The sequence below is a fragment of the Bradyrhizobium sp. 63_E2_N1_3 genome, from assembly GCF_052076005.1.
Classification (GTDB): domain Bacteria; phylum Pseudomonadota; class Alphaproteobacteria; order Rhizobiales; family Xanthobacteraceae; genus Bradyrhizobium; species Bradyrhizobium barranii.
In genome coordinates, this window is sequence record NZ_CP197235.1 from 5242941 (window position 1) to 5266906 (window position 23966).

Below are 23966 nucleotides of genomic sequence, written 5' to 3' on the forward strand. Positions count from 1 at the left end.
CCGCAATTGTCTTTCCGGTTTGAGGGTTACGTCATCATATCGGCGGACGGCATGCTTGCCGATCCGTCGCACATCATGCCCTCAACGTTGGTGTTCGAAGGCGACAAGCGCTTTTTCGAGCAAGCGCTCGATCGAGCCGCGGTCGTCGTGCACGGCGGACACTCGCACGAGCAGCAGCAGAATTCGCCGAAGCGCAAGCGGCTGATCCTCACCCGCAAGATCAAGGCACTCACCGTCGACCCGGAGATGCCGAACGCGACGCTGTGGAATCCCGAGCATGCGAGCTTCGAGGAGGCCTGCGCTTTCGCCGATGTCGCCTCCGGCACGGTCGCAATCATCGGCGGCCCCGTCGTGTTCGACATGTTCATGGACCGCTACGACACGTTCTGGCTGTCGGAAGCACCGCATGTGCGGTTGCCCGGCGGCGAAGGCTGCTTTGTCGGCGTGCCGGAGCGGACGCCGCATGAGGTGCTGGCGTCACACGGGATGAAGCCGGGGGCGCCGTATCTGCTCGACGCGGCGCATGACGTCACGGTGACGCCGTGGCGTCGAGTCTAGCGCAGGCGATCTGCGCTACGGCGTCGGAAGGTGATAGGCCAGCACGCCGCGCAGCGTGTGCACCGTGCCGCCCGCGCTCAGGCTGGTCATGAAATCAGACGCCAGATCGTCTCGCGCCCCGAGATGAGTGACGCGATATTCGGCGCGGGTGGAGATGCTGTCGGACGAGCCATCAACTCGCTTTACACGTCGCCGTAGGCCGTCTCGGCTGAGCGCGTAGCGCGGCCGTAGCCCATGATCATGAACAGCGCGCCGATGATCGAGAGATTCTTCAGCGCATCGACCACCATCCTGGCGTTGTCGGGCGCGGCCTGATTCCAGAAATCGGAGAACAGGACGGTCGAAACCGCGATGTAGATGATCATGAGCAATGCGAAAAAGCGCGCGCCGAAGTTCAGCGCAATCATCAGGCCTGCAATGATCTCAAGCCCGCCGCCCGCGATCGCCAGCAGTTGCGGCGTGGTCATGGCGGTCGCCGTCTCGATCTGCTTGGTGTAGGACTCTATGACTTCCGGCACCACCACCTTGGTGGCGATGAAATCGGCCGTCGCCTGGAGGGGAAAGAACTTGGTCGCGCCCGTGTAGATGAACAGCACGGCGAACAGGATTCGCCCGAAAGTCACGAACGCTGGCATGATCGGCCTCTTGGCTCAGGCTTTTTGAAAAAGGCGTCTTGACGAGAGCACCGGGCGATTATGAAGAGTCGTGCGCCGGTTTACAAACGGGGAAATGGCGAACTGCGAGCAATTCAAAGTTGGCGACGCGGGCGGTGCGCCTTCTCCCCTTGCGGGAGAAGGTGGCATAGGCGGCCTGCGGCCGCCGTTCTTAAGAACGCCGAAGCGAAGCTTCGGCTATGGCGCCGGATGAGGGGTATCTCCGCGAGCTCAATAGCGGTGGGACTCGTGGATAGAGCCCCTCACCCGTCTCGCCGCTAACGCCGCGATCCACCCTCTCCCACAGGGGGAGAGGGTAAGACGGCATCTTACGTAAACAACGTCGGCTGCTGCCGTGCAGCGCGCTCCTGCGCTTCCACGACCGCAACGGCCGTCATGTTTAGGATGCCGCGCGCGGTCACCGAGGGCGTGAGGATATGGGCGGGGCGCGCCGGGCCGATCAGGATCGGGCCGACGGGGAGCGCATCCGCCAGCGACTTGATCATCTGATAGGCGACGTTGGCGGTGTCGAGGCTCGGCATGATCATGATGTTGGCCTCGCCCTCCAGCTTGGAGTGCGGCAGCACCATTTTCCGCGCAGCAGCTGAAAGTGCCGTGTCGCCCTGCATCTCGCCGTCGGCCTCGATCTCCGGATGCTTCTCCTTCAACAGCTGGGTCGCTCGGCGCATCTTGCGCGAGGATTCGGTGTCGTAGCTGCCGAAATCCGAGTGCGAGACGAAGGCGATCTTCGGCTTGATGTTGAAGCGCTGGACGTGGACCGCCGCCAGCGAGGCGATCTCGGCGAGCTCCTCGGCGCTCGGATTGGGCCGAACTTGGGTGTCGGCGATGAAGAAGGCGCCCTTGCTGGTGATCAGCAGCGCCAGCGCCGCATAGTCGATGATCCCCGCGGAGAAGCCGATGATCTCGCGGACATGGCGGAGGTGGTGCATGTAGCGGCCTTCGACGCCGCAGAGCATGGCATCCGCCTCGCCGCGCATGACCGCGAGCGCGGCGATCACCGTGTTGTTGGTGCGCACCACCGTGCGCGCCGCATCCGGCGTCACGCCGCGGCGGCCGGCGACCTCGACATAGGATTGCACATAGGAGCGATAGCGCGGATCGTCTTCGGGATTGACGAGGTCGAAATCCTTGCCTGCCTTGATCGACAGGCCGAAGCGCTTGATGCGCGCCTCGACGACCGACGGACGCCCGACCAGGATCGGCGTCGCCAGCTTCTCCTCCAGCACCACTTGCGTGGCGCGCAGCACGCGCTCGTCCTCGCCTTCGGCGTAGATCACGCGCACCGGCTGGGTCTTGGCCTTGGCGAACATCGGCTTCATGACGAGGCCGGAGCGGAAGGCGAAGCGCTCGAGCAGCGCGGTGTATTCGTCAAAGTTGGTGATGGGGCGCGTCGCGACGCCCGACTCCATCGCCGCCTTGGCGACGGCGGGCGCGATGCGCAGAATCAACCTGGGATCAAAGGGGCTCGGGATCAGCGAGCCGGGGCCAAAGCCCTGCGTTTCGCCGGTGTCAAAGCCCTGCGCGACCGCATCCGACGGCGCCTCGCGCGCGAGCTGCGCGATGGCCTCGACGGCGGCGTGCTTCATCTCCTCGTTGATGGCGCTGGCGCCGACGTCGAGCGCGCCGCGGAAGATGAAGGGGAAGCAGAGGACGTTGTTGACCTGGTTCGGATAGTCGGAGCGGCCGGTGCAGATCATGGCGTCGGGGCGCACCTTCCGCGCCTCCTCCGGCATGATCTCCGGGGTCGGATTGGCGAGCGCCATAATCAGGGGCTTGTCGCCCATCGCCTTGGCCATCTCCGGCTTGAGCACCCCTGGTGCCGACAGCCCGATGAAGATGTCGGCGCCGCCGATGACGTCGCCCAGCGTGCGCTTGTCGGTCTTCTGCGCGTAGACCGCCTTCCAGCGGTCCATCGTGGTGTTGCGGCCTTCATGCACGAGACCGTCGATGTCGCAGACCCAGATGTTCTTGCGCTGCGCGCCCATCGACACCAGAAGGTTGAGCGTCGCGATCGCGGCGGCCCCTGCCCCCGACGCGACGATCTTGACGTCGGACAGCTTCTTGCCGTTCAGCCTGAGACCATTGGTGATGGCGGCGGCGACGATGATGGCGGTGCCGTGCTGGTCGTCATGAAAGACCGGGATCTTCATGCGCTCCTTCAGCTGCGCCTCGATCTCGAAGCATTCCGGTCCGCGGATGTCCTCGAGATTGATGCCGCCGAAGGTCGGCTCGAGCGCCGCCACGGTCTCGACCACGCGCTCGATGGTGTCGGCGGCGATCTCGATGTCGAACACGTCGATACCGGCGAACTTCTTGAACAGGACCGCCTTGCCCTCCATCACCGGCTTGGAGGCCAGCGGGCCGATATTGCCGAGGCCGAGCACCGCGGTGCCGTTGGAGACCACCGCGACCAGATTGGCGCGGGTGGTGAGCGTGGCGGCCTCCGCCGGGTTCTTGGCGATCTCGGTGCAGGCGGCAGCAACGCCCGGAGAATAGGCAAGCGCGAGGTCGCGCTGGTTGGCGAGCGGCTTGCTCGCCTGGATCTCGAGCTTTCCGGGGCGCGGCAGACGGTGATAGGCCAGCGCCGCCTGGTGGAGATCATCAGAATAAGACGACATGCGGTGTCTCGCCTCGCGTTACCGGCTTCAAAATGCCTCATCCGGAGCCGTCGCCCAAGCGGACGGTATTTCCGGGTCATGGAAACGGGATGAAGCACGGCGGGCGCCCCGGTGGCAACATCCGATTACGGCCCCATCAACAGGGCGCATGGTCAAATACCTGATAGCGCTAGCTTTCCCTAGACCGCGCGGCATTTCCCGAATATGGCAGGTTGCGCAGTGCAAAACGGGCAACTGGAGCTGGGAATGAAGCGGATCCTGATCGGCCTGATCGTGGCAGCCGTGCTTGCCGCGGGCGGATGGTTCGGCTTCAACTTCTATGCCCAGCACCGCGCGACCAGCGAGGTCGAGGCGGCGTTCGAGCAGATGCGCCAACAGGGCGGCAAGGCGAGCCACGGCAAGATCACGTTCGAGCTCGCGACCCGGACGCTGACGATCGAGGATATCGCGGTCACTCCCGGCAACCTGCCGCAGGCGCAGATCAAGATCGCCGGCATCAAAGGGACGGGTGTTTGCCTGGTCGACGATATCAGGTTTTCGGCCGACAGCATCGACATCACCGGTGTTGAGGTCGCACTGGACCAGGCTCCCCCGGCAAAACTGAAAGTCTCCTACAAGATCCCGCAATTGACGATGCGCGACTACGCCGGTCCCGTTCACGCCGCGGCTGCGCCAGCGGACAACTCCCTGATCGAGATGTACCGCTATGCGCTCAGCCAGTACACGGGCGTCACGGCCTCGTCGCTTACGGCCCCGACACTGACGATGAGCTTCGATTCCGGCAACGCTGCCGCCGGCAGCGGCGAGTTCACCTATACCGGGCTGGCGATCCAGAACCTCAAGCACGGCAAGATCGATGCGATGAAGGCCGACCGCGCCGTCATCTCGGTCGAGGTGAAGCAGCCAGGCAAGCCGGACAAGCTGACAGGCGAGCTGTCGAACATCATCGTCAACGATTTCGATGCCACCGCGATCCTCGCGGCGCTCGATCCGCAGACGAGCGGCGACGACAACTATCGCCGGGTCTACCGGCAAGTCTCGGCAGGCCCGTACACGCTCAAATCGGCACAGGCGATTCGCGTCGATATCGACGGCTTCGCCATCGAGGACATCGCCGTGCAGCCGTCGAAATTCCGGCTGGCCGACGTGCTCGCCGCGCTGCCGCAGGATCAATCGGCGCCCCAGACGCCGGCGCAGGCGCGCGAGCTGCTGGAGAAGCTCGCCGGGGTCTACGAGGGTGTTCGCATCGGCAAGGCCGAGATGGGCAAGACGTCGATCGGGACGCCGCAGGGAACAGCCAAGATCAATGCGGTCAGGTACCGCGAGGGCGAGTTCGCCGTCGAGGGCGTCGATACGCCGTCGCCGCAAGGGCAGTTCAAGATGGAGCGCTTCGCGCTCAAATCGTTCAGCATTACGAACCTGATGCGCTGGGCCGCTGGCCTTAGCAATCCCGGGCAGGCGCCCTCGCCCGACCAGATGCTGGGCTTGTTCCGGGTGCTCGAAGGCGCCGAGATCAAGGGCGTGGTCTCGCCCTACAAGAACACGCGGCAGCTCGTCACCATCGACACGATCAGCCTCAACTGGGGCCAGCTGGTCGGATCGATCCCGAGCAAGGCCAATCTGGTCGTGAAGATGGTCACGCCGACCGATCCCTCCAATCCGGCGCAGCGGCCGCTGATCATGGCGGGCGTGGACAAGCTCGCGATCGACCTCGATCTCGGTGCCGCCTGGACGGAGTCCTCGGGCGCGTTTGCGCTCGCGCCTGCCACGATCGATCTCGGCAACCTTGCCAAAGCTCAGGCCCGCTTCGCGCTCGCCAACGTGCCGCGCGGCCTGTTCACGACCGATCCGGCGCAGGCCATGGGCCAGGCGGCGCAGATCGAGACCGGCGCGATCGAGCTCTCCCTGCGCGACAGCGGCGTCGTCGATCTCGTCGTGGCGCAGTTCTCGCGCATGCAGAATGTCAGCCGCGACGCCGCCCGCAGCGCCATCGCCGAGATGATCCGGGCGCAGGGCGAGAAGGTCATGGCCGCCAATCTCGATGCCAAAGCGGCGGTCGATGCACTCGCCGGCTTCGTCGAGACCTCAGGTCAGACGCTCACCATCAAGCTGACGCCGCTCGGCAAGCTGCCCGTGCTTCAGCTCATGGACGCACTGAACAGCGAGCCGATCGTCGCGCTGGCGCAGTTCAGGATCGAGGCGTCGACGGGGCTGTAGGGGCGAGCGGTGGTGCGCTCCCTCGCCCCGTTCTTACGGGGAGAGGGTTGGGGTGAGGAGCTGCTTCCGCGAAGAAGGTAACAAAGTGACTCGTGGAGAGTCCCCCTCACCCGCCTCGCATCTTCGATGCGATGCGGCCTCTCCCCGCACGCGGGGAGAGGCGAAGAGGGATCACTTCTGCGGCAGGTTCACCCGCACATGCAGCTCGCGGAGCTGCTTGGTGCTGGGTTCCGACGGGGCGCCCATCAGCAGATCCATGGCCTGCTGGTTCATCGGGAACAGCGAGATCTCGCGCAGATTGTTGGTGCCGCACAGAAGCATTACGATGCGGTCGACACCCGCGGCCATGCCGCCATGCGGCGGCGCGCCGTACTGGAAGGCGCGGTACATGCCGCCGAAGCGGTCGACCACTTCCTGCTCGCCGTAACCTGCGATCTCGAACGCCTTCACCATCGCTTCCGGCACGTGGTTGCGGATGCCGCCCGAAGCGATCTCGTAGCCGTTGCAGGTGATGTCGTACTGGAACGCCTTGATGGTCAGCGGGTCCTGGCCCTTCAACGCGTCGAGACCGCCCTGCGGCATCGAGAACGGGTTGTGCGAGAAGTCGACCTTCTTGTCGTCCTCGTTGTACTCGTACATCGGGAAGTCGACGATCCAGGCGAGTTCGAACCGCTCCTTGTCGGTGAGGTTCAGTTCCTCGCCGACCTTGTTGCGGGCGAGACCGGAGAATTTCCAGAACTTGTCGGGGTCGCCGGCGACGAAGAAGGCGGCATCGCCTTCCTTGACGCCGATCTGCGCGCGGATCGCAGCGGTGCGCTCAGGCCCGATGTTGTTGGCAAGCGGGCCAGCGCCCTCGCCGCCCTCGCGCCACATGATGTAGCCGAGACCGGGTTGGCCTTCACCCTGCGCCCACGAGTTCATGCGGTCGCAGAAAGCGCGTGAGCCGCCGCCTGGCGCCGGGATCGCCCAAACCTGGTTCTTGGGGTCTTCGAGCATGCGCGCAAAGACCTTGAAGCCGGAGCCGCGGAAATGCTCGGAGACGTCCTGCATCTCGATCGGGTTGCGCAGGTCCGGCTTGTCGCTGCCGTATTTGCGCAGCGCTTCGGCGAACGGGATGCGGCGCCAGTTCTTGCTCACCGGCTTGCCCTTGGCGAACTCCTCGAACACGCCGGTGATCACGGGCTCCATCGCCGCGAAGACGTCTTCCTGCGTGACAAAGCTCATCTCGACGTCGAGCTGGTAGAACTCACCCGGCAGACGGTCGGCACGCGGGTCCTCGTCGCGGAAGCAGGGCGCGATCTGGAAGTAGCGGTCGAAGCCCGACATCATCAGCAGCTGCTTGTACTGCTGCGGCGCCTGCGGCAGCGCGTAGAACTTGCCGGGATGGATGCGCGACGGCACCAGGAAGTCGCGCGCACCTTCCGGCGAGGACGCAGTCAGGATCGGGGTGTTGAACTCGAAGAACCCCTGCCCCTCCATGCGCCGACGCATCGACTTGATGATGTCGACGCGCGTCATGATGTTCTGGTGCAGCTTCTCGCGGCGCAAATCGAGGAAGCGATACTTCAGGCGGATGTCTTCGGGATATTCCTGATCGCCGAACACCGGCAGCGGCAGGTCGCCGGCCGGACCGAGCACCTCGATCTCGCTGACATAGATCTCGATCTTGCCGGTCGGCAGATCGTCATTGTCTGTCCCCTCGGGGCGGCGGCGGACCTTGCCGTCCATCTTGACCACGAATTCCGAGCGCAGCTTTTCGGCCAGCGCGAACGCCGGCGAGTCCGGATCGACCACGCACTGGGTCAGGCCGTAATGGTCGCGCAGGTCGATGAACAGCACGCCGCCATGGTCGCGAACGCGATGGACCCAGCCCGAGAGGCGAACTGTTTCGCCGATGTTGCTCTCGCGGAGCGCGCCGCATGTATGTGACCGGTAGCGATGCATGGTCGTCCCAAAATCAATGTCGGAGGGGTCGAATCGGACGGCCTGAAACGACCGGTCCGAAGTTGCGGCAGGGTTTACCCGACGAGACCGGGGGCGGCAACCAAGGGAACGGGCTGTTTTGGGGCCGAAGCGCCCATTTTTGGCCGATTGGGCCTCAAGCCTTTGCCATCAGGCGTTCCCCGCCTATCTTTACCTCCATGACCGTCCATTTCCCCTTCCAGAACTCGTATTCGGCACTGCCGAACAGCTTCTTTGCCCGGGTCGCGCCGACCCCTGTGGCCGCCCCCCGGCTGATCAAGCTGAACCGGCCGCTGGCGGTCCAGCTCGGGCTCGACCCTGACCTGCTGGAGACCCCTGAGGGTGCCGAAATCCTGGCCGGGAAAACGGTTCCCGCTGGCGCCGACCCAATCGCCATGGCCTATGCCGGCCACCAGTTCGGGCAATTCGTGCCCCAGCTCGGCGACGGCCGCGCCATCCTGCTCGGCGAGGTCATCGACAGAGACGGCATCCGCCGCGACATCCAGCTCAAGGGCTCGGGTCCCACCCCGTTCTCCCGCCGCGGCGACGGCCGTGCTGCGTTGGGTCCGGTGCTGCGTGAATACATCGTCAGCGAAGCCATGTTCGCGCTCGGCATCCCGACCACGCGCTCGCTCGCCGCGGTCGTCACCGGCGAGCACGTCATCCGCGAGACCGCGCTGCCCGGCGCGGTGCTGACGCGCGTCGCCGCGAGCCACATCCGCGTCGGCACCTTCCAGTTCTTCGCCGTCCGCCGCGACACCGGCGCGATCCGCCGGCTCGCCGACCACGTCATCGCCCGCCACTATCCGGATCTGCTCCAGGCAGAGCGCCCCTATCACGCCCTGCTCGCCGGCGTCGTCGCGCGTCAGGCCGATCTCATCGCGCGCTGGCTGCTGGTCGGCTTCATCCACGGCGTGATGAACACCGACAACTCTTCGATCTCGGGCGAGACCATCGATTACGGCCCCTGCGCCTTCATGGATGCCTACAACCCCGCGCAGGTGTTTTCGTCGATCGACGAGATGGGCCGCTATGCCTATGCCAACCAGCCGCGCATCGCGCTGTGGAATCTGACCCGGCTCGCCGAATGCCTGCTGCCGCTGTTCTCCGATGATCAGGAGAAGGCGGTCGCGGAAGCCCAGGACATTCTCGGCGCCTTCGCCGAGACCTTCAGCAACGCCTATCAAGCAGGCCTGCGCAAGAAGGTCGGCCTGTTCACGGAACGCGACGGCGACGAGGCGCTGATCCAGGACCTGCTGGATGCCATGGCCAAGAACCAGGCCGACTTCACCCTCACCTTCCGCAAGCTCGGTGACGCCGCAGGCGACGAGGCCGCCGCGGCCGACGTCCGCGCGCAGTTCATGGACCCCTCAGCCCTCGACGACTGGGCCAGACGCTGGCGCGAGCGCACCGCGCTGGAGCCGCAGGCCGCAGCCGAGCGGCAAGCCGCCATGCACGCCGCCAATCCGATCTTCATCCCCCGCAACCACCGCGTCGAGGCCGTGATCCAGGCCGCGGTAAACAACGACGACTACGCGCCGTTCGAGGAGCTGGTGAAGGTGCTGGCCAAGCCGTTCGAGGAGCAGCCGGACTATGCCGCCTACGCCGATCCGCCGCTGCCGGACCAGCGGGTGCTGCAGACGTTCTGCGGGACGTGAACCTGATCTGGAGTGCAAAATTACCCAGCTCCCTACTCTGAACGAAGAAGGGATGGAAGCGATCAAGTCGCGGTACGACCAACAACGGCGTCCCTCTGACCGGCGGTTCGGGGCAGAGCAGCTCAGGTAAGGCGAGGGTTTCTGACGGCGCCGTGACGCAAGCCAGCATAGCGATGCCGTGTCCTGGCTATGCTGTTGATGACGTCCTCACCACCCCGAACACCAACATTGGAAACACCAGCTCCGGATTTCACGTGGACCGTTGCAACGATCAATCCTCGGGCGGATCGAACGTCAGCAGCAACATTTTTCCTTAAAGGAATTTCAATCCCTGATCGCAAACACGTTGTGACCGAAGATCGATAGGCCAAGCGTTTCGGAAAATGCGCGCGGGAAGAAGCGATAATCCTTTAGGCTGAGTGGGAAGAACCGGAAGCGTTGCGGCCGCGGCAGGTTGGCTGCTGTGAAAATGAAATCGATATCCCGCGCCGAGAAGTAATTGATGTGATCTGGCGGGATCCACAGATGCCGTTTTCGAAACTGCGGGAAAATCGCCCGCACGTCATGCACATTTGGGGTGATGACGATCACGAGGCCGCCGGGCCGCAATGACCTCGCCGCCACTTCAACCATCTGTCGCGGCTCGGCGACGTGCTCGATGACGTTGTCAATCACGATCGCATCGGCCGTATCGCCGCCGCGGTAAATTTCTTGAATTATCGGTACGCCGGCACGGATACCAAAGTCGGAAAGCCCGCGTGCCGGCTCGTAGCCCTGATAGACTACGGGATCGTCGCGCAACAGGTAACCGACCTCGCCACGCCCGCAGCCGATCTCGAGTACCCGTTGACCGGACTTGAGGTGCGCGAGGATTAGCCGCCTGATCTGGTGATGTCGTGGCCGGAACGCCCAGTCGATCTTCTCGATCTCGACGTGGTTGGCTGTGTCCGCCGGCGGATCAGCAACGAAGACATGCTCGCAGCCGCCGCACTGTACGATAGAGAAGTCATCACCCCTGCGGCTGATCGTCAGTTTTGGATGAAATTCAGTGTTGCCGCAAAGGGCACAGCAATCTCTAGGCGAGCGTTCCATTTTCCTGGCTCCAACGGCAGCTCTATACCTTCTGCAACCCATCGGTGTAAAGACATGGCGGCGCACTGTTAGCGGGCCACCCTGACAGCCAGGATGGCCTCATGGCCGATCCTTTCGTATCATTCCCGTGGAATACGGGGTTGAGCCGCTCGTCAACGAGGTGCTGTACGCTCTCGAATTGTCGCGCGAAGCGACCGACTGGATTGCACCCGTTGAAAGTCAGGCAGGCGTCGCTGAGGTGCTCAGGAGCTGGGCAAGATATCTGGCATCGAAACAATCGAATTGAGCGTTTGCGGCCTATGGCCGACTGATCGTCTTCTCTACGCTCGGCAGGAAAACCAGCTCGATCAATAGCCGTAGCGGCCCCACGATGGGAATGAGCACGATCAGCTGAAACCAGCCCGAGCGCCCGCGATCGTGACACCGTTTGGCACCGACGGCCCAACTGGGCCAGAGCGAGAGCAGCACGAGGACCCCGAATGCCACGTTAAACTGAAGCGGAGGGACAAGAACAATCACCACGGCATGAACCACGGCCAGCGGGATCAGGAAGCGAAACACATAGTCGAACCGGCTAACGCGTCCGCTGAATGAGAACAAGAAACGCAGGATTTCCACGCGCCGTCCTTACTTCGTCGCCTTCCTGACTCCGCCGAACGACGCCGCGTCGAACTTTTGCGGATCGACGGGATCGTAGCGGGACCACTCCATGTCTGGCACGTTGGCGTACCGCTCGGTCCAGGCCTTGTTCGTCGTCGTTGTCCCGGGCGCGACGGGGCGGATCTCGAAATGCAGCACCTTGTTCGGGCCGATCTCGCCGATCGTGTCCTTGGCCTTGACGCTCGCGCCGACCGCAAGCGGCTCGCCCTTCGGACCGCCTATGCGGCCGAGCTGGACGTAGCGTGTGTAGACGATGCCGCCGTTCGGATAAGTGTGCTTGAGCACGACGTAGCGGCCGCAACCGCCGATCACGGGCAGGTCGGCCGGCGCCTGCTCGCTGGTCTCGATCTTGACGACGACGCCGTCCGCCATCGCCGCCACCGGGCCGACTGCCTTGTCGGAGGTGAAATCGACACCGGGATGCTCGTCCTGGGTCCAGCATCCACAGGAGGTCATCGTCTTGTCTGCAGGCTTGTCGGCGCGCGGAAAGCTGCGCGGGGTGAGGAATTCATTGACCAGCAGTCCCGGCCCTTCGGGGGACGTGAAGGCATGGATCGCATAGAGCGAGAGCTTGTCCCCAACCGGCACCTCCGCCGGCAAGAAGCCGTAGACCACATCCTGGATGAAGACCTTCAGCTCGCGCCCCTTGGCGGAGCGGACCGTGATGCAGTTGGTCGCCTGCAAGGCGTCGGCGTCGGTCTTGGGCATGCCGCTCATGATCAGCGATCGCTTGAGCGCGCCACTTGCGCACGGCTCCCCGTGGGAGGCCAGCGTGACGTCGAGCTTCAGCGGCGACATCGGGTAGACGTCGAGGCCGGTGGCCGGTCGCCGCCGTGCCAGGAACTCGTCGAGATCGGTCTCCTTGTAACGGGCGAAATTGAATTCGGCGCGCGCCGCATCGGGGACGGCGGAGAGGACGACAAGCAGCAGGGAGACGGCAAGCAAACCCAGCTTGGGGAGGCCACGCGGCGGCAACATTTGGAGGTCTCGTGATGCAAATTCGGTGAGCAGTATGAGCAAACCACGACCGCATCTTCGCGGCAAGGTAGACCGCATCTTGCGCCTCAATCGTGAGAGGTCATTCGACCCCAGAGTACGCTCGCCCGGTCGTCCCAAGCATGTCCACATCTTCCACGCGCCGCAGGAACCGCTGTCATCAAACTGAAACACTGGCGCTCTAACGGCCTGTCAGGGACGTCCTGCCGGAGGCGCCCATCCTCCAACAGTCCTGACGCGCCATGCCCTTCAAATTCATCCACATCACCGACACGCATCTCGCGAACCCCGGACTGAAGCTCTATGGCCTCGATCCGCGCGCCCGGCTGGACGCGGCGGTTGCCGACATCAACAAGCACCAGTCCGATGCTGCCTTCGCGGTCGTGACCGGCGACCTCACCCATTGGGGCGAGCCTGAATCCTACGCCAATTTCGCCGAGGCGATGGCCGCGCTGAAAATCCCTTATATCGCCATGGTCGGCAATCACGATAAGCGCGTGGCCTGCCTCGACGGCCTGAAGGCCGCGCCGCGCGACCCGAACGGCTTCGTCCAGGGCACCCGCACCACCGAGCACGGCCTGTTCGTCTTCCTCGACACGCTGGACGAGACCAGCCACGCCGGCGAGATGTGCGCCAAGCGCCTCGGCTGGCTCGCAAGCACGCTGGCGGCCGCGCCCGCCGACATGCCGTTCGTCGTCTTCATGCATCATCCGCCCTTCCCGGTCGGCGTCCACGCGATGGACGAGATCGCACTGGCGCAGAGCGCCGAATTCGCCGAGGTGATCGCGCCCTATCGCGCACGCATCCGCCATCTCTTCTTCGGCCACGTGCACCGGCCGATCTTCGGCAGCTACGGCAAGATCCCGTTCTCGACGCTCCGCGGCACCAACCACCAGGTCTGGTTCGAGCTTGACGCTGCCGCGACCGACCATCTCGCCAGCCATGAGCCGCCGGCCTATGGCGTGGTGCTGATCGACGGCGAGAACCTGGTCGTGCACAGCCACGACTTCCTCGACACCAGTCTGCGCTTCCCCTTCGAGCCACCGGCGGGAATGGACGGCCGCGACTATGCGCTCAAGTTCGCGGCGCGGTGAAATGAGCCTCGCTGAACCCGCGGCTCTTCCGGTCGCGGCATCGGCGGCACCGCGTCTGCGCGTCCTGAAGCGGTTTCTTGGCCGATTCAAAGCCTCGCTGCCCGCCTACCTTTTGCTTCTGCCATCGCTGGTCTTCCTCGCACTGTTCACCTATGGCGCGATGGGCCGCGTGCTGATCGACGCGCTCTACCAGCGCGCCACGCCGAAGGCACCGGTCCGCTTCGTCGGCCTCGACAATATAGCCGCGGTGCTAGCCGACCCCGCCTTCACCGGTGCGGTCGTCAACAATCTCGTCTACGCCATCGGCACGGCGATCCCGAGCATCGGACTTGCACTGCTGTTCGCGCTGGCGCTGTCGCGCACCAATGCGGTGAGCAGCGCGCTGCGCGCCGCGCTGTTCCTGCCGGTGCTGATCCCGATGGTCGCGGCCTCCGCGCTGTTCCTGTTTATCTTCCTGCCCAATGTCGGCCTGCTCGACTATTACATCGGCCGCCTGCTTCCGGTGGTGCCGAACTGGCTCGGCGACCCCGACATCGCACTTTATGCGATCATGGTGATCACCATCTGGAAGAACGCCGGCTACTACATGCTGTTCTTCCTCGCCGGCCTCCAGGCCGTGCCCGAGGATGTCATGGAAGCCGCGCATCTCGACGGTGCCGGCCCGTTCATGCGGCTGCGCTACATCATCCTGCCGGAGCTCAAGCCCACCTTCCTGTTCGTCATCGTCATCGCCACGCTCAACGCGGTCACGCAGGTCGACCACGTCTTCGTCATGACCAAGGGCGGACCGTCGAACTCGACCAATCTCGTGTTGTTCTACATCTACCAGCAGGCGGTCGAGCATTACGACATCGGCAAGGCCTCGGCGGCAACGCTGCTGACGCTTGCGGCGCTGATGGGCCTCACCGCGCTCTCCTTCCGGACGATGGCCAATCGTGAGGGCGGAGCATGACGCTGATCGACTGGCTGCTTAGGGACGCCCCGCTCGCCACGCGCCGCGAGATCACGCCAAAGCTCGGCTTTCTGCTGACCGTGCTGCTCGCGATCGTTTGGCTGATCCCGTTCCTGTGGATGGGCGTGGCGACGCTCCGCCCGGCGTCCGACGGCATCAACGTGATGGCCGAGCTGATCCCGAGCCTCAAGCCCACGCTCGACAATGTCAGGGATGCCTGGGAGATCGGCGATTTCCCGCGCTACACCCTCAACACCACGATCATCTGCACCGGCATCCTGCTGGTGCAGTTCGTCACGATCACGCTGGCCGGCTTTGCCTTTGCGCGGCTCGAATTCGCCGGCAAGACGCTGATCTTCTATTTGTTCCTGATGCAGCTGATGCTGGTGCCGGTGCTGCTGATCGTGCCGAATTTGAGCCTGGTGGCGCAGTTCGGGCTCTACGACACGCTCGCCGGCGTGATGATGCCGTTCTTCGCCTCGGCCTTCGGCACCTTCCTGATGCGACAGGCTTTTGAAGCCATTCCGACCGAGCTGGAAGACGCCGCCCTGATCGACGGCGCCAGCCTTCTCCAGCGCATCCGCCACATCTACGTGCCGCTGTCGATGCCGAGCTTCTCCGCCTTCGCCATCATCTCCGTCACCAGCCATTGGAACGACTTCCTGTGGCCGCTGATGGTGATCAATTCGCCGGACAAGCGGCCGCTCACGGTCGGTCTGTCCGTCTTCACCGCGACCGCCGAAGGGACGCAGGCCTGGGGCACGATTGCCGCCGGCACGCTGATGGTGATCGCACCGCTGCTCATCACCTTCCTGATCTTCCAGAAGCGCTTTATCAGTTCTTTCGTCACCTCAGGCATCAAATAGGAGAGTTTTCGATGCTGTTTACCCGCAGGCTCATGCTTGGCCTTGCCATGGCAGGCTCTATGGCCGGCGCCCTCGCCGTCCCGGCGATGGCCGAAGGTCCGACCGAGATCGACCTGTTCTTCCCCGTTCCCGTCGACGGCAAGCTCGCCCGCGACATGGGCACGTTGATCAAGGAGTTCAACGAGACCCATCCCGCCATCAAGGCGACCGCGGTCTACACCGGCTCCTATGACGACACGCTGATCAAGACACGTGCGTCGATCAAGGCCGGCAAGCCGCCGGCTGCCGTGATCATGTCGGCGAACTTCCTGCTCGACATGCAGATCGAGAACGAGCTCACCAATCTCGACGGCCTGATCACCGCCGACGGCACCACCAAGGACCAGTTCCTCGGTCAGTTCTTCCCGGCGCTGCAGGGCAACGCAGTGATCAACCGCTCAGTCTACGGCGTGCCCTTCCACAATTCGACACCGCTGCTCTACATTAACGCCGACAAGGCCAAGGAAGCGGGCCTTGATCCCAGCAAGCCGCCGCAGACCTGGGCCGAGCTCACCGACTGGGCCAAGAAGCTCACCAAGCGCGAAGGCGACAAGGTGACCCAATGGGGCATCGCGATCCCCTGCGCCTATGACTATTGCGGCTGGATGATGGAAACGCTCACCATGACCAATGGCGGGCGCTACTACAACGAGGAGTTCGGCGGCGAGGTCTATTACGACACGCCCTCGATGCTCGGCGCGCTGACCTGGTGGAACGACCTTGTCTACAAGCACAAGGTTCACGCCCCCGGCGCCACGCCCGGTCCGGCCGTCAGCACCTCCTTCATCTCCGGCAACGCCGCGATGATGATGCTCTCGACGGGCTCGCTGACCTATGTGCGCGACAACGCCAAGTTCAACTACAAGGTCGCCTTTATCCCGCGCAACGTCCGCAACGCCGTGCCGATCGGCGGCGCCTCGCTGATCGTTCCGGCCGGTCTCGAAGCCGACAAGCAGAAGGCCGCCTGGACGTTGATCAAGTGGATGACCTCGCCTGAGAAGAGCGCCTGGTGGAGCCGCGCCACCGGCTATTTCGCGCCCAACATGGCCGCCTACAAGACGCCTGACATGGTCGACTTCCTCAACAAGAACCCGGACGCCAAGACCGCCGTCGAGCAGCTCGACGTCGCAAAACCCTGGTTCGCGACCTACAAGACCGTGCCGGTCCGCAAGACGCTGGAGGACGAGGTCATGCTGGTCCTCAACGGCAAGAAGCAGCCGAAGGAAGCACTGGTCGCCGCCCAGAAGGCCGCCGACGAGACGCTGAAGCCTTACAACGCGGAGACCTCGCTGAAGCTGCCGTAAGGCCAACGATCAGCCAAACAACCTCGGCGCTCCACGGTGTGGGGCGCCGAAATCATTTCAGGGGCCGTGATTGCGTCAGTTGCGCCTGCCATCGAGCCTGAACACCATCTGCGTCGGACGCACGAACCGCAATGCGACCAGCAGCACCGCCATGACGGTGCACATGTAGATCACAGCCATCGCATCGATCGAATAGACCGGCCGCACACCGCCAGCAAAGACGTTGTAATAGAGCGCCACGACCAGGGTCTGCGATCCCCCGCCCGCAAGCAGAAACGCCAGCTCGAAGTTCGAGATCGTATTTACGAGAACCAGCAGGCCCGCTGTCAAAATGCCGGGCAGCATCAGCGGCAACAGGATGCGGCGGAATATCTGCAGCCGGCTCGCGCCGAGCATCTGCGCCGACCATTCAAGGTTCAAGCTGATCTGCTCGAAGAACGGCAACAGGATGAAGACGGCAAGAGGAACCATCGGGACGAGCACGGCGAGAATGACGCCAATGACCGTCCCGCCAACACCAAACCCATAAAGCGTCGTGGCAAGCGGAATGCCGTAGGTCATCTGCGGGATCAGCAGCGGCAGGAAGTAGAGCAGCAGCAGGACCGGCTTGGCGTTGAAATTCCGCCGCGCCAGCACGTAGGCGGCCGGAAATCCGATCGCGAGCGCGATGAACACCACGGCCAGCGCGATGAACAGCGTGATGAAGAGCACATGGGAGAGCTCGAACTCCCGCCAGGCGTAGGTAAACCAATCCGTCGTGAACGCCGGCGGCAACGGCTTGCCGAACCAGCGTTTTGCGAACGAGCTGACCACGACATGCGTCACGATGCCGAGCAGGTTCAGGATGAACCCCAGCAGGAACAGGTAGATCGCCAATTTCCACATCCGTCCGCGCATTGGCGCCCCCTCAGCGTTTGCCGACGCCCATGGTTGTTGCAATCGTCATGCGGCGGCGCACCAGCACGATGACCACCAGCGCCGCGAGCTGGCAGAGCCCCATGATGACCGCGATCGCGGATGCGTAGGACATGTCATATTGCTCGAAGGCCTGCTGGTAGGCCGCGATCGAGATCGTCCGCGTCGAACCGGCCGGCTGGCCAACCATCACCGCGGATGGAAACACGGCAAAGCTCATCACGAAGACGAGGGCAAACGCGATGATCAGGCCCGGTGCGATCAACGGGAACATGACGCGCCGGAAGATGGTCCAGGGACCGGCGCCCAGCATGCGTGCGGAGCTTTCCAGGCTCGGGTCGATGCCGGAGATGTAACCGAGCAACATCAGGAAGCAGAACGGAAAGTTCTGCATGAACAGCGAGAAGGTGACGCCGATCGAATTATGCGTCAGCTCGAGCGGATTCTGGATCAATCCGACCGCAAGCAGCAACTGGTTGAGCCAGCCATTGTGGCCGTAGAAGCCGAGGATCCCTTCCGACAGGAAGACGACACCGAGCGAGATCGGAAGCACGAGAATGGTCGTGATGGTGCGCTCGAACCAGATGCCGCGCCGCATGCCGTATGCGAGGAACAGCGCAACCAACACGACCGCGACCGTCGTCGGCAACGCCAACATGAAGGTCGTCTTGATCGTATTGTACTGGTAGGCGTCGTTGAAGAACGCGACATAGTTCGAGAATATCCCGGCGTCGCGCTTCTTCGGCTGCAAGCTGATGTAGATCCCGTAGAGGAACGGGTAGACGAACATCGCGAGCACGTAGAGCAGCGACGGCGCAAGACAGAGGATCGCGACGAGGTCCAGTTCGCTGCGAGAATCAGAGCGGATGCGAGCCACGATCTGTCCCCTCACTCGCGACGCAGCAGGACGAACTTGTCCGCCGGCAAGGTCAGATCCAGCATCTCGCCCAATACGAGCTTCTCGTGCGAGCGGACCCAGAGCCTTGCGTCGCCATTGAGCGCGATCTCGGCCTCCTGCTCGCGTCCGAGATACTCGACCAGCTCGACCTTGCCGCGCAGCACATTGACGCCATCACCAGACTTGCCGAGACGCACATCTTCCGGCCGGATGGCCAGAACGGCGTGCTCGCCCGGGCGGAAGCTATCCCTGGCCCTGGCCTGCAGGATTTGCCCCTTGAAACCGGCTTCGATCATACCGCCCGCTTCCTTGCCGAGCGTCACATCGAGGAAATTTCGGAAGCCCATGAAATCCGCCACGAAGACGTTCTTGGGACGGTCGTGGATTTCCTGCGGCGTCCCGACCTGCATGAGCACACCTTCGCGCAGCACGACGATGCGGTCGGAGAGCGAGAGAGCTTCGGCCTGGTCGTGGGTGACGTAGATGGAGGTCAGGCCGAGCTGTGCGTGCAGCTGCTTGATCTCGGCGCGCATCTCGACGCGGAGCTTTGCGTCAAGGTTGGACAACGGCTCGTCGAACAGCATCAACCGAGGGTGCAGCACAAGCGCGCGCGCGATGGCGACACGCTGCTGCTGTCCGCCCGAGAGCTGACCGGGATAGCGGTCTTCATAACCGGCAAGACGTACCAGACCGAGCATGCCCCGCACGCGCTGCTCGATTTCCGCAGACGGCCGCTTCTGGAGAGAGAGGCCGAAGGCGACGTTGCCGAACACAGTCAGATGCGGAAACAGCGCGTAGTTCTGGAACACCATGCCGAACCCGCGCTTTTCGGGCGAGACATCGTCAATCCGTCGTCCATTGAGATGGATCTCGCCGTCGCTCGGCGGCACGAGGCCCGCGATGATGCCGAGCGCCGTAGACTTTCCGCAGCCGCTCGGCCCCAGGAAGGTGACGAACTCGCGGCCGCCGACCTCCAGCGGAAAGTGGTCGAGCACCACCTTGCCGCCATAACGCTTGGTGATCGACATCTGCAGCTTATCGATAGAGTCGGCCATTCCCCGCCCCGCATACGCGCGCGAGGGCCGCACCTGCGCGCCCTCGCATCTTGGTCCCGGTTCTTGTTATTTCTTGACCTGATCGGCGCCGACCTCACGGTCCCACCGTTCCATCGCGTAGCTCAGCTCGGTCACGCCCAGCGGAGGCGATACTTTCCATTTGGTCCCGATCTGATCATATTCAGGACGCCAGAATTCCTTCACCTCGTCCTGGATTTCCTTGGGCGCCGATGCGAGGGCTGCGGCCTTCACGACCGGCCCGATGAAGGCTTTCCAGGTGAGCGCCTGCTGCTCCGGCTTCCACATGAACTTCATGAGGTCGACGATGACATCGACCTGTTCCTGCGGCACGCCCTTCGGGATGCACCAATAGTGACCGTCCACCACGAACGTGGTGTTCTCCAAGATTGCGATCTTCGAGTCCGGCGGGATTACGCTCTGCGCGCGCGGCTTCATGTCCCATTCCATGATCCCGGCGATCATCCAGCGCTGCCCCTGGGCGAATTCCTTCAACGTGATCGCGGTACCGGTCGGATAATATTCGACGGACTTGCCGAGCTCTTTCAGGAAATCCCAGCTCTTGTCCCAGCCCTTTTCGGGGTCGAGCGGCTTGGAGTCCCCGAGAATGAAGGCAAAGCCCTGGAGGATCGCGCGGCCCGGCCCGCTGTTCGCCGGACGCGCATACATGAATTTGCCCGGGTTCGCCTTCACCCAAGTCAGCAATTCCTGCGCGGTCTTCGGCGGGCTCGGCACCTTCGCCGGATTGTAGATCAGCACCGGTCCACCGGCATTGCCGACTGACGGAATGAGGACGCCCTTGCCCTCGTCGTAAAGCGCCTTGCCCGCATCGGTGAGGCCGTCGCGCGGAAAGCTCTTCTGATAATCGGGGATGGCGATGAGCTGGCCGTTCTGGGCCAGCAGTGCGCCGCCATCCTGCCCGGTCAGCACCAGATTGATATCGAGGCGTCCGGCGTCCTGCTGCGCCTTGATCTTGGCCGGAAGCTCCGGCGCGGGCGCGCGTTGGATTCTGATCTCGCTGACCTTGTCCGGATTCGCCTTCTTGTAGTTCTCGATGATGGTCTGCACCGAGGCCAGGTCACCGCCGGTATCGATGATCGAAAGACTGATCGGAGCGGCAAGGGCTCCGCTGCATAGACACGCCCCCAGCAGGACGGCGACCATTGGGGTTGCTGACCTCGGTTTCATTCTCGCCTCCCACGCGCTTTATTTTTTGCGCAACTTGTTATTTATTTGTAAGGCAAGCATCGACGAAATCTTCGCTGGTTGTCAAGCGGTCTGTTCTGTAGCTGTTTTGAGCTGGCGGCCGAGCGCCTTGTGCACGGACTGAAATGTCAAAAACTTGTTTGGAAGCCGAACGCAAAACCGGACGGAGCCGGACTTGAAAAAGCCTGCGATGAAATCCGCGGAGTTGCCGCTGTCGTCCTCGACGGGACGATTGAGCGACCGGATCTACGACCATGTGCTGGGTCAGATCGCGATCGGCATCCTTCCCGTGAACTGCCGGTTACCGCCCGAGAATGGCCTTGCCGAACTCCTGGGCGTTTCGCGGCCCGTCGTTCGCGAGGCGCTGACGCGATTGCGCGACGACGGGCTGATTGCATCACGCCAGGGCGCGGGCTGGTTCGTGACCCGGCGTCCGGCCGCCAATGCCTTCGACTTCGCGCCTGTCAGTAGCATCCCCGATATCCAGCGCTGCTTCGTGTTCCGGATGGCCGTCGAGGGCGATGCCGCGGCCCTCGCCGCCCGCAACCGGGACAGGCAAAGCCTGCGCCGCATTCAGCAGGTGCTGACCAGGCTGGATACGATGGTCGCCCAAGGGCGCGAGGGCGGCCTTGGTGTCGAGGAAGATCTCCTCTTCCACCGCACGATTGCGGAGGCGAGCGGCAACCGGTTCTTTGTCGAGACGCTGACCTCGTTGAGGGAGCAGATCGCCATTGGCGTCAATCTCAACCGCAACCTGTCGCTCATTCAGCCGCGCGGCCGCATTCTCAGGGGACAGCAGGAGCATCGCCGCGTGTTCGAGGCCATCGAGGCACAAGACGAGGACGGCGCCCGCCGCGCCATGCGCACGCATGTCGAAAATGCCCGCAAGAGAATATTCGAGGGGGGCTGATCGCCGCGACGTGAGCCACGCGCCGCGCGCGGTTAGATCGTCACAACGATCTTGCCGAACTGATTGTTCGACTCCAGGAAGCGATGCGCCTCGACGATCTCCTCGAACGGGAACGTTCTGGCGATCACCGGCTTCAAGCTGCCGTCTGACAACCCGTCGAGGATGAACGCCTTTGCTTTCGCAAGGCGCACGGGATCGCGGATGATCTCGTGCACGAGGTAGCCGCGCAGGACCAGGCTCTTGGTCAACACGTTGAAGAGCGGGAACGGCGTCGGCGCGGGGCTCAGCCCACCATACTCGATCAGGATTCCGCCCCGTGACATCGCCGCGGTCAGCGGCTCGAATGCGGGACCGCCGACGGCGTCAAACACCACGCGGACGCCGCTCGCACCGGCGATCACTGCCAGCCGCGCTTCGATGTCCTCCTCGTCCAAGGCGATCACGTGGGCGGCGCCGGCCTCGCGCAAGGCGCGCTGCTTGGCCGAGGTCCGCGTCAGGGCGACCGGGAAAGCGCCGATCCGGTTCGCGATCTGGATGGCCGCAAGCCCGACACTGCTCGATGCCGCCGTGATGGCGACGACGTCCCCTCGCCCAAGTCCGGCGATGTCGACCAGCGCGCCGTAGGCCGTCAGATACTGCATCCACACCGCGGCCGCCGCCTCGAAGCCAAGCTCGGGCGGATGCTTCACGACGAGCTCGGCCGGAAACGTCGCGAGCTCGGCATAGGCCGGCCATCGCACCATCGACAGCGGCGGCACGATGCTGACCGCCTCTCCCGGTGCAAAGCCGGCCACGCCTTCGCCGATGGCCTCGACGATACCTCCCGCCTCCAGACCAAGGCCGGACGGAAATGTCGCGGTCTCGATATAGGTGCCCGTCCGCAACAGCGCCTCCGCACGGTTGAGACCGAGCGCCCTGACCCGGATCTGCACCTCGCCCTTTGCCGGCGGTGGAACGTCGACGGTCTCGATGCACAGCACTTCGGGACCGCCATGCCGGTGAAAGCGAACGACGCGGGTCATGGATACACTCCAAAACAATTGAACTGAATGGAGCTATGCCGATCCCACCGAAGTGGATAAATGGCCCGAATACGCGAACAGTCGAAACCAGGAGTTTTCAATCATGGACCGCCTGACCAGCATGGCCGTATTCGTCCGGGCCGTCGATCTCGGTTCGTTCGCGGCCGCGGCCGACGCCCTGGAGATGTCGGGGCCGATGGTCGGCAAGCATGTGCGCTTCCTCGAAGAACGTCTCGGCGTCCGCCTCCTCAACCGCACCACGCGGCGCCAGAGCCTGACCGAGGCTGGCCAGGCCTACTACGAGCGCTGCCGCGCGGTACTCAGCGAGGCCGAAGCCGCCGACGCCGTCGTGGCCGATGAACTCTCCGCGCCGCGCGGCAGGCTGCGCGTGACCATGCCTGCCCTGCTCGGACGGCACTGCATCGCCCCTCTGTTGATGAAGCTCGCGCGAAAATATCCGCATCTCGAGCTCGACCTCTCCTTCGGCGATCCCATCGCTGACATCATCGAGGCCGGCTACGATCTTGCGATCCGGACCGGCGATCTCGACGACCAGTCCGGTCTGATCACGCGGCGCATCGCAAGCCAGCGCATGGTGGTGTGCGGCGCGCGGTCCTATTTACGCGCCAACGGCAAACCAAAATCGCTCGACGATCTCGCCGCGCATCAGGCGATCATCTATCGCCGCTCTGGACGCGTCCGGCCATGGCTGTTTCCACAAGCCGACCAGCCGGCACGCGAGATCATGCCGTCAGGCAGGCTGAGGCTCGACGATATGGAGGCGATCGCGGACGCCGCCGCACAGGGCATGGGGCTCGCCTGGCTGCCTTATTGGCTGGTCCGCGAGCGTCTCAACAGCGGCGCGCTGGTCGGCCTCCTCGAAGGCCAGCCCGAATTCCTCTACGACTGCCACGCGCTGTGGCCCCGTTCGCCCCGGATTCCGCCAAAAGTGCGTGCCGCCGTGGACGCGCTCGCCGCCTTGCCGAAGCTCATGGGGTGATGGTCGAGCCCGCCCCCGTTAACTCCCCGTCCACCATCCGGCTTGCCGGGCGGCCGGTAACCACGAGCATTAACAGACCCTCAACGTACCCCCGACAAATCTATCAATGTTTCTGGAGATTTCGCCGTGGATCTGTTGGTTTTCGAGTTCCTGGGGCTGGCGCTGGTCGCCATGTGCGTGGTCGTGGTGGCGCTGCCCTGCGCGCGCAAATCCTCGCACCGGATCCGTTACGAATAGGAATTTCGTCGGAAA

Annotated in this window: 20 protein-coding genes; 9 read left to right on the plus strand and 11 right to left on the minus strand. The window is 63.8% G+C overall.

The window, feature by feature from the left end:
• Positions 1-6 precede the first annotated feature (6 nt).
• Entirely contained in the window at positions 7-558 is a 552-nt protein-coding gene (locus AB7531_RS25295; protein ID WP_063983644.1) for a hypothetical protein, read from the plus strand.
• A gap of 182 nt (positions 559-740) precedes the next feature.
• On the opposite strand, the gene AB7531_RS25300 is transcribed toward AB7531_RS25295, so the two are convergent.
• Positions 741-1193, minus strand: a complete 453-nt coding sequence (locus tag AB7531_RS25300) for a DoxX family protein (protein ID WP_063983645.1) — start codon at positions 1191-1193, stop codon at positions 741-743.
• Between the two features lie 347 nt (positions 1194-1540).
• Complete coding sequence (locus tag AB7531_RS25305) at positions 1541-3850, minus strand: NADP-dependent malic enzyme (protein WP_063983646.1); 2310 nt, start codon at positions 3848-3850, stop codon at positions 1541-1543.
• 246 nt (positions 3851-4096) lie between these two features.
• Here AB7531_RS25305 and AB7531_RS25310 point away from each other — a divergent pair, with 246 nt between their 5' ends.
• Entirely contained in the window at positions 4097-6067 is a 1971-nt protein-coding gene (locus AB7531_RS25310) for a hypothetical protein (protein ID WP_231144908.1), read from the plus strand.
• Between the two features lie 171 nt (positions 6068-6238).
• Here the strand turns inward: AB7531_RS25310 and aspS are convergent, their stop codons facing one another.
• Positions 6239-8011, minus strand: a complete 1773-nt coding sequence (aspS, locus tag AB7531_RS25315; RefSeq protein ID WP_063983647.1) for an aspartate--tRNA ligase — start codon at positions 8009-8011, stop codon at positions 6239-6241.
• Between the two features lie 197 nt (positions 8012-8208).
• On the opposite strand from aspS, the gene AB7531_RS25320 reads away from it, so the two are divergent.
• Positions 8209-9687, plus strand: coding sequence for a protein adenylyltransferase SelO (locus AB7531_RS25320; protein ID WP_063983648.1), 1479 nt, complete (start codon positions 8209-8211; stop codon positions 9685-9687).
• A 324-nt stretch (positions 9688-10011) separates the two neighbouring features.
• Here the strand turns inward: AB7531_RS25320 and AB7531_RS25325 are convergent, their stop codons facing one another.
• The 3 genes from AB7531_RS25325 to AB7531_RS25335 all read right to left on the minus strand — a co-directional run bounded on the left by AB7531_RS25325 (position 10012) and on the right by AB7531_RS25335 (position 12417).
• A complete protein-coding gene (locus tag AB7531_RS25325; RefSeq protein WP_063983649.1) occupies positions 10012-10779 on the minus strand; it encodes a class I SAM-dependent methyltransferase in 768 nt (255 codons plus the stop codon).
• Positions 10780-11076: 297 nt separating this feature from the next.
• Positions 11077-11397 carry a DUF805 domain-containing protein gene (locus AB7531_RS25330; protein ID WP_063983650.1) on the minus strand — a complete coding sequence of 107 codons (321 nt, stop codon included), beginning with the start codon at positions 11395-11397 and terminating at the stop codon, positions 11077-11079.
• Between the two features lie 9 nt (positions 11398-11406).
• Positions 11407-12417, minus strand: a complete 1011-nt coding sequence (locus AB7531_RS25335; protein WP_063983651.1) for a M23 family metallopeptidase — start codon at positions 12415-12417, stop codon at positions 11407-11409.
• Between the two features lie 260 nt (positions 12418-12677).
• Here AB7531_RS25335 and AB7531_RS25340 point away from each other — a divergent pair, with 260 nt between their 5' ends.
• Genes AB7531_RS25340 through AB7531_RS25355 form a run of 4 tightly spaced genes read left to right on the plus strand, consistent with a single transcriptional unit; the run spans position 12678 to position 16690 of the window.
• The gene (locus AB7531_RS25340; RefSeq protein ID WP_063983652.1) at positions 12678-13529 is read left to right on the plus strand and encodes a phosphodiesterase; all 852 of its coding nucleotides are present in this window, start codon (positions 12678-12680) and stop codon (positions 13527-13529) included.
• 1 nt (position 13530) lies between these two features.
• On the plus strand, positions 13531-14481 hold the full coding sequence (locus AB7531_RS25345; RefSeq protein WP_063983653.1) for a carbohydrate ABC transporter permease: 951 nt from the start codon (positions 13531-13533) through the stop codon (positions 14479-14481).
• Positions 14478-15347 carry a carbohydrate ABC transporter permease gene (locus tag AB7531_RS25350; RefSeq protein WP_063983654.1) on the plus strand — a complete coding sequence of 290 codons (870 nt, stop codon included), beginning with the start codon at positions 14478-14480 and terminating at the stop codon, positions 15345-15347. The genes AB7531_RS25345 and AB7531_RS25350 overlap by 4 nt, the downstream gene beginning before the upstream one ends.
• Positions 15348-15358: 11 nt before the next feature.
• Positions 15359-16690: an ABC transporter substrate-binding protein gene (locus AB7531_RS25355; protein WP_231144906.1), complete on the plus strand. Its 1332-nt coding sequence runs from the start codon at positions 15359-15361 to the stop codon at positions 16688-16690.
• A gap of 75 nt (positions 16691-16765) precedes the next feature.
• Here the strand turns inward: AB7531_RS25355 and AB7531_RS25360 are convergent, their stop codons facing one another.
• The 4 genes from AB7531_RS25360 to AB7531_RS25375 form a co-directional block, all read right to left on the minus strand.
• Complete coding sequence (locus tag AB7531_RS25360; RefSeq protein ID WP_014495741.1) at positions 16766-17587, minus strand: ABC transporter permease; 822 nt, start codon at positions 17585-17587, stop codon at positions 16766-16768.
• A gap of 10 nt (positions 17588-17597) precedes the next feature.
• Positions 17598-18482 (minus strand): ABC transporter permease, encoded by an 885-nt coding sequence (locus AB7531_RS25365; RefSeq protein WP_063983656.1) that lies wholly within the window; start codon positions 18480-18482, stop codon positions 17598-17600.
• 11 nt (positions 18483-18493) lie between these two features.
• Positions 18494-19558, minus strand: a complete 1065-nt coding sequence (locus AB7531_RS25370) for an ABC transporter ATP-binding protein (protein ID WP_063983657.1) — start codon at positions 19556-19558, stop codon at positions 18494-18496.
• Positions 19559-19624: 66 nt separating this feature from the next.
• Positions 19625-20764 carry an ABC transporter substrate-binding protein gene (locus AB7531_RS25375; RefSeq protein ID WP_231144904.1) on the minus strand — a complete coding sequence of 380 codons (1140 nt, stop codon included), beginning with the start codon at positions 20762-20764 and terminating at the stop codon, positions 19625-19627.
• A 193-nt stretch (positions 20765-20957) separates the two neighbouring features.
• Between AB7531_RS25375 and AB7531_RS25380 the strand changes: the two genes are divergently transcribed.
• Complete coding sequence (locus AB7531_RS25380; RefSeq protein ID WP_199877100.1) at positions 20958-21692, plus strand: FadR/GntR family transcriptional regulator; 735 nt, start codon at positions 20958-20960, stop codon at positions 21690-21692.
• A 32-nt stretch (positions 21693-21724) separates the two neighbouring features.
• On the opposite strand, the gene AB7531_RS25385 is transcribed toward AB7531_RS25380, so the two are convergent.
• Positions 21725-22714, minus strand: a complete 990-nt coding sequence (locus AB7531_RS25385) for a zinc-dependent alcohol dehydrogenase family protein (RefSeq protein WP_063983658.1) — start codon at positions 22712-22714, stop codon at positions 21725-21727.
• A 103-nt stretch (positions 22715-22817) separates the two neighbouring features.
• Here AB7531_RS25385 and AB7531_RS25390 point away from each other — a divergent pair, with 103 nt between their 5' ends.
• Entirely contained in the window at positions 22818-23714 is an 897-nt protein-coding gene (locus tag AB7531_RS25390) for a LysR family transcriptional regulator (RefSeq protein ID WP_063983659.1), read from the plus strand.
• Positions 23715-23966 lie beyond the last annotated feature (252 nt).

What these genes read in the sequence shown, in the direction of transcription:
- AB7531_RS25300 (WP_063983645.1), bottom strand. Translation starts at nt 1,193, where the DNA reads ATGCCAGCGTTCGTGACTTTCGGGCGAATCCTGTTCGCCGTGCTGTTC.
- AB7531_RS25305 (WP_063983646.1), bottom strand. Translation starts at nt 3,850, where the DNA reads ATGTCGTCTTATTCTGATGATCTCCACCAGGCGGCGCTGGCCTATCAC.
- AB7531_RS25310 (WP_231144908.1), top strand. Translation starts at nt 4,097, where the DNA reads ATGAAGCGGATCCTGATCGGCCTGATCGTGGCAGCCGTGCTTGCCGCG.
- aspS (WP_063983647.1), bottom strand. Translation starts at nt 8,011, where the DNA reads ATGCATCGCTACCGGTCACATACATGCGGCGCGCTCCGCGAGAGCAAC.
- AB7531_RS25320 (WP_063983648.1), top strand. Translation starts at nt 8,209, where the DNA reads ATGACCGTCCATTTCCCCTTCCAGAACTCGTATTCGGCACTGCCGAAC.
- AB7531_RS25325 (WP_063983649.1), bottom strand. Translation starts at nt 10,779, where the DNA reads ATGGAACGCTCGCCTAGAGATTGCTGTGCCCTTTGCGGCAACACTGAA.
- AB7531_RS25335 (WP_063983651.1), bottom strand. Translation starts at nt 12,417, where the DNA reads ATGTTGCCGCCGCGTGGCCTCCCCAAGCTGGGTTTGCTTGCCGTCTCC.
- AB7531_RS25340 (WP_063983652.1), top strand. Translation starts at nt 12,678, where the DNA reads ATGCCCTTCAAATTCATCCACATCACCGACACGCATCTCGCGAACCCC.
- AB7531_RS25345 (WP_063983653.1), top strand. Translation starts at nt 13,531, where the DNA reads ATGAGCCTCGCTGAACCCGCGGCTCTTCCGGTCGCGGCATCGGCGGCA.
- AB7531_RS25350 (WP_063983654.1), top strand. Translation starts at nt 14,478, where the DNA reads ATGACGCTGATCGACTGGCTGCTTAGGGACGCCCCGCTCGCCACGCGC.
- AB7531_RS25355 (WP_231144906.1), top strand. Translation starts at nt 15,359, where the DNA reads ATGCTGTTTACCCGCAGGCTCATGCTTGGCCTTGCCATGGCAGGCTCT.
- AB7531_RS25360 (WP_014495741.1), bottom strand. Translation starts at nt 17,587, where the DNA reads ATGCGCGGACGGATGTGGAAATTGGCGATCTACCTGTTCCTGCTGGGG.
- AB7531_RS25370 (WP_063983657.1), bottom strand. Translation starts at nt 19,558, where the DNA reads ATGGCCGACTCTATCGATAAGCTGCAGATGTCGATCACCAAGCGTTAT.
- AB7531_RS25375 (WP_231144904.1), bottom strand. Translation starts at nt 20,764, where the DNA reads ATGAAACCGAGGTCAGCAACCCCAATGGTCGCCGTCCTGCTGGGGGCG.
- AB7531_RS25385 (WP_063983658.1), bottom strand. Translation starts at nt 22,714, where the DNA reads ATGACCCGCGTCGTTCGCTTTCACCGGCATGGCGGTCCCGAAGTGCTG.
- AB7531_RS25390 (WP_063983659.1), top strand. Translation starts at nt 22,818, where the DNA reads ATGGACCGCCTGACCAGCATGGCCGTATTCGTCCGGGCCGTCGATCTC.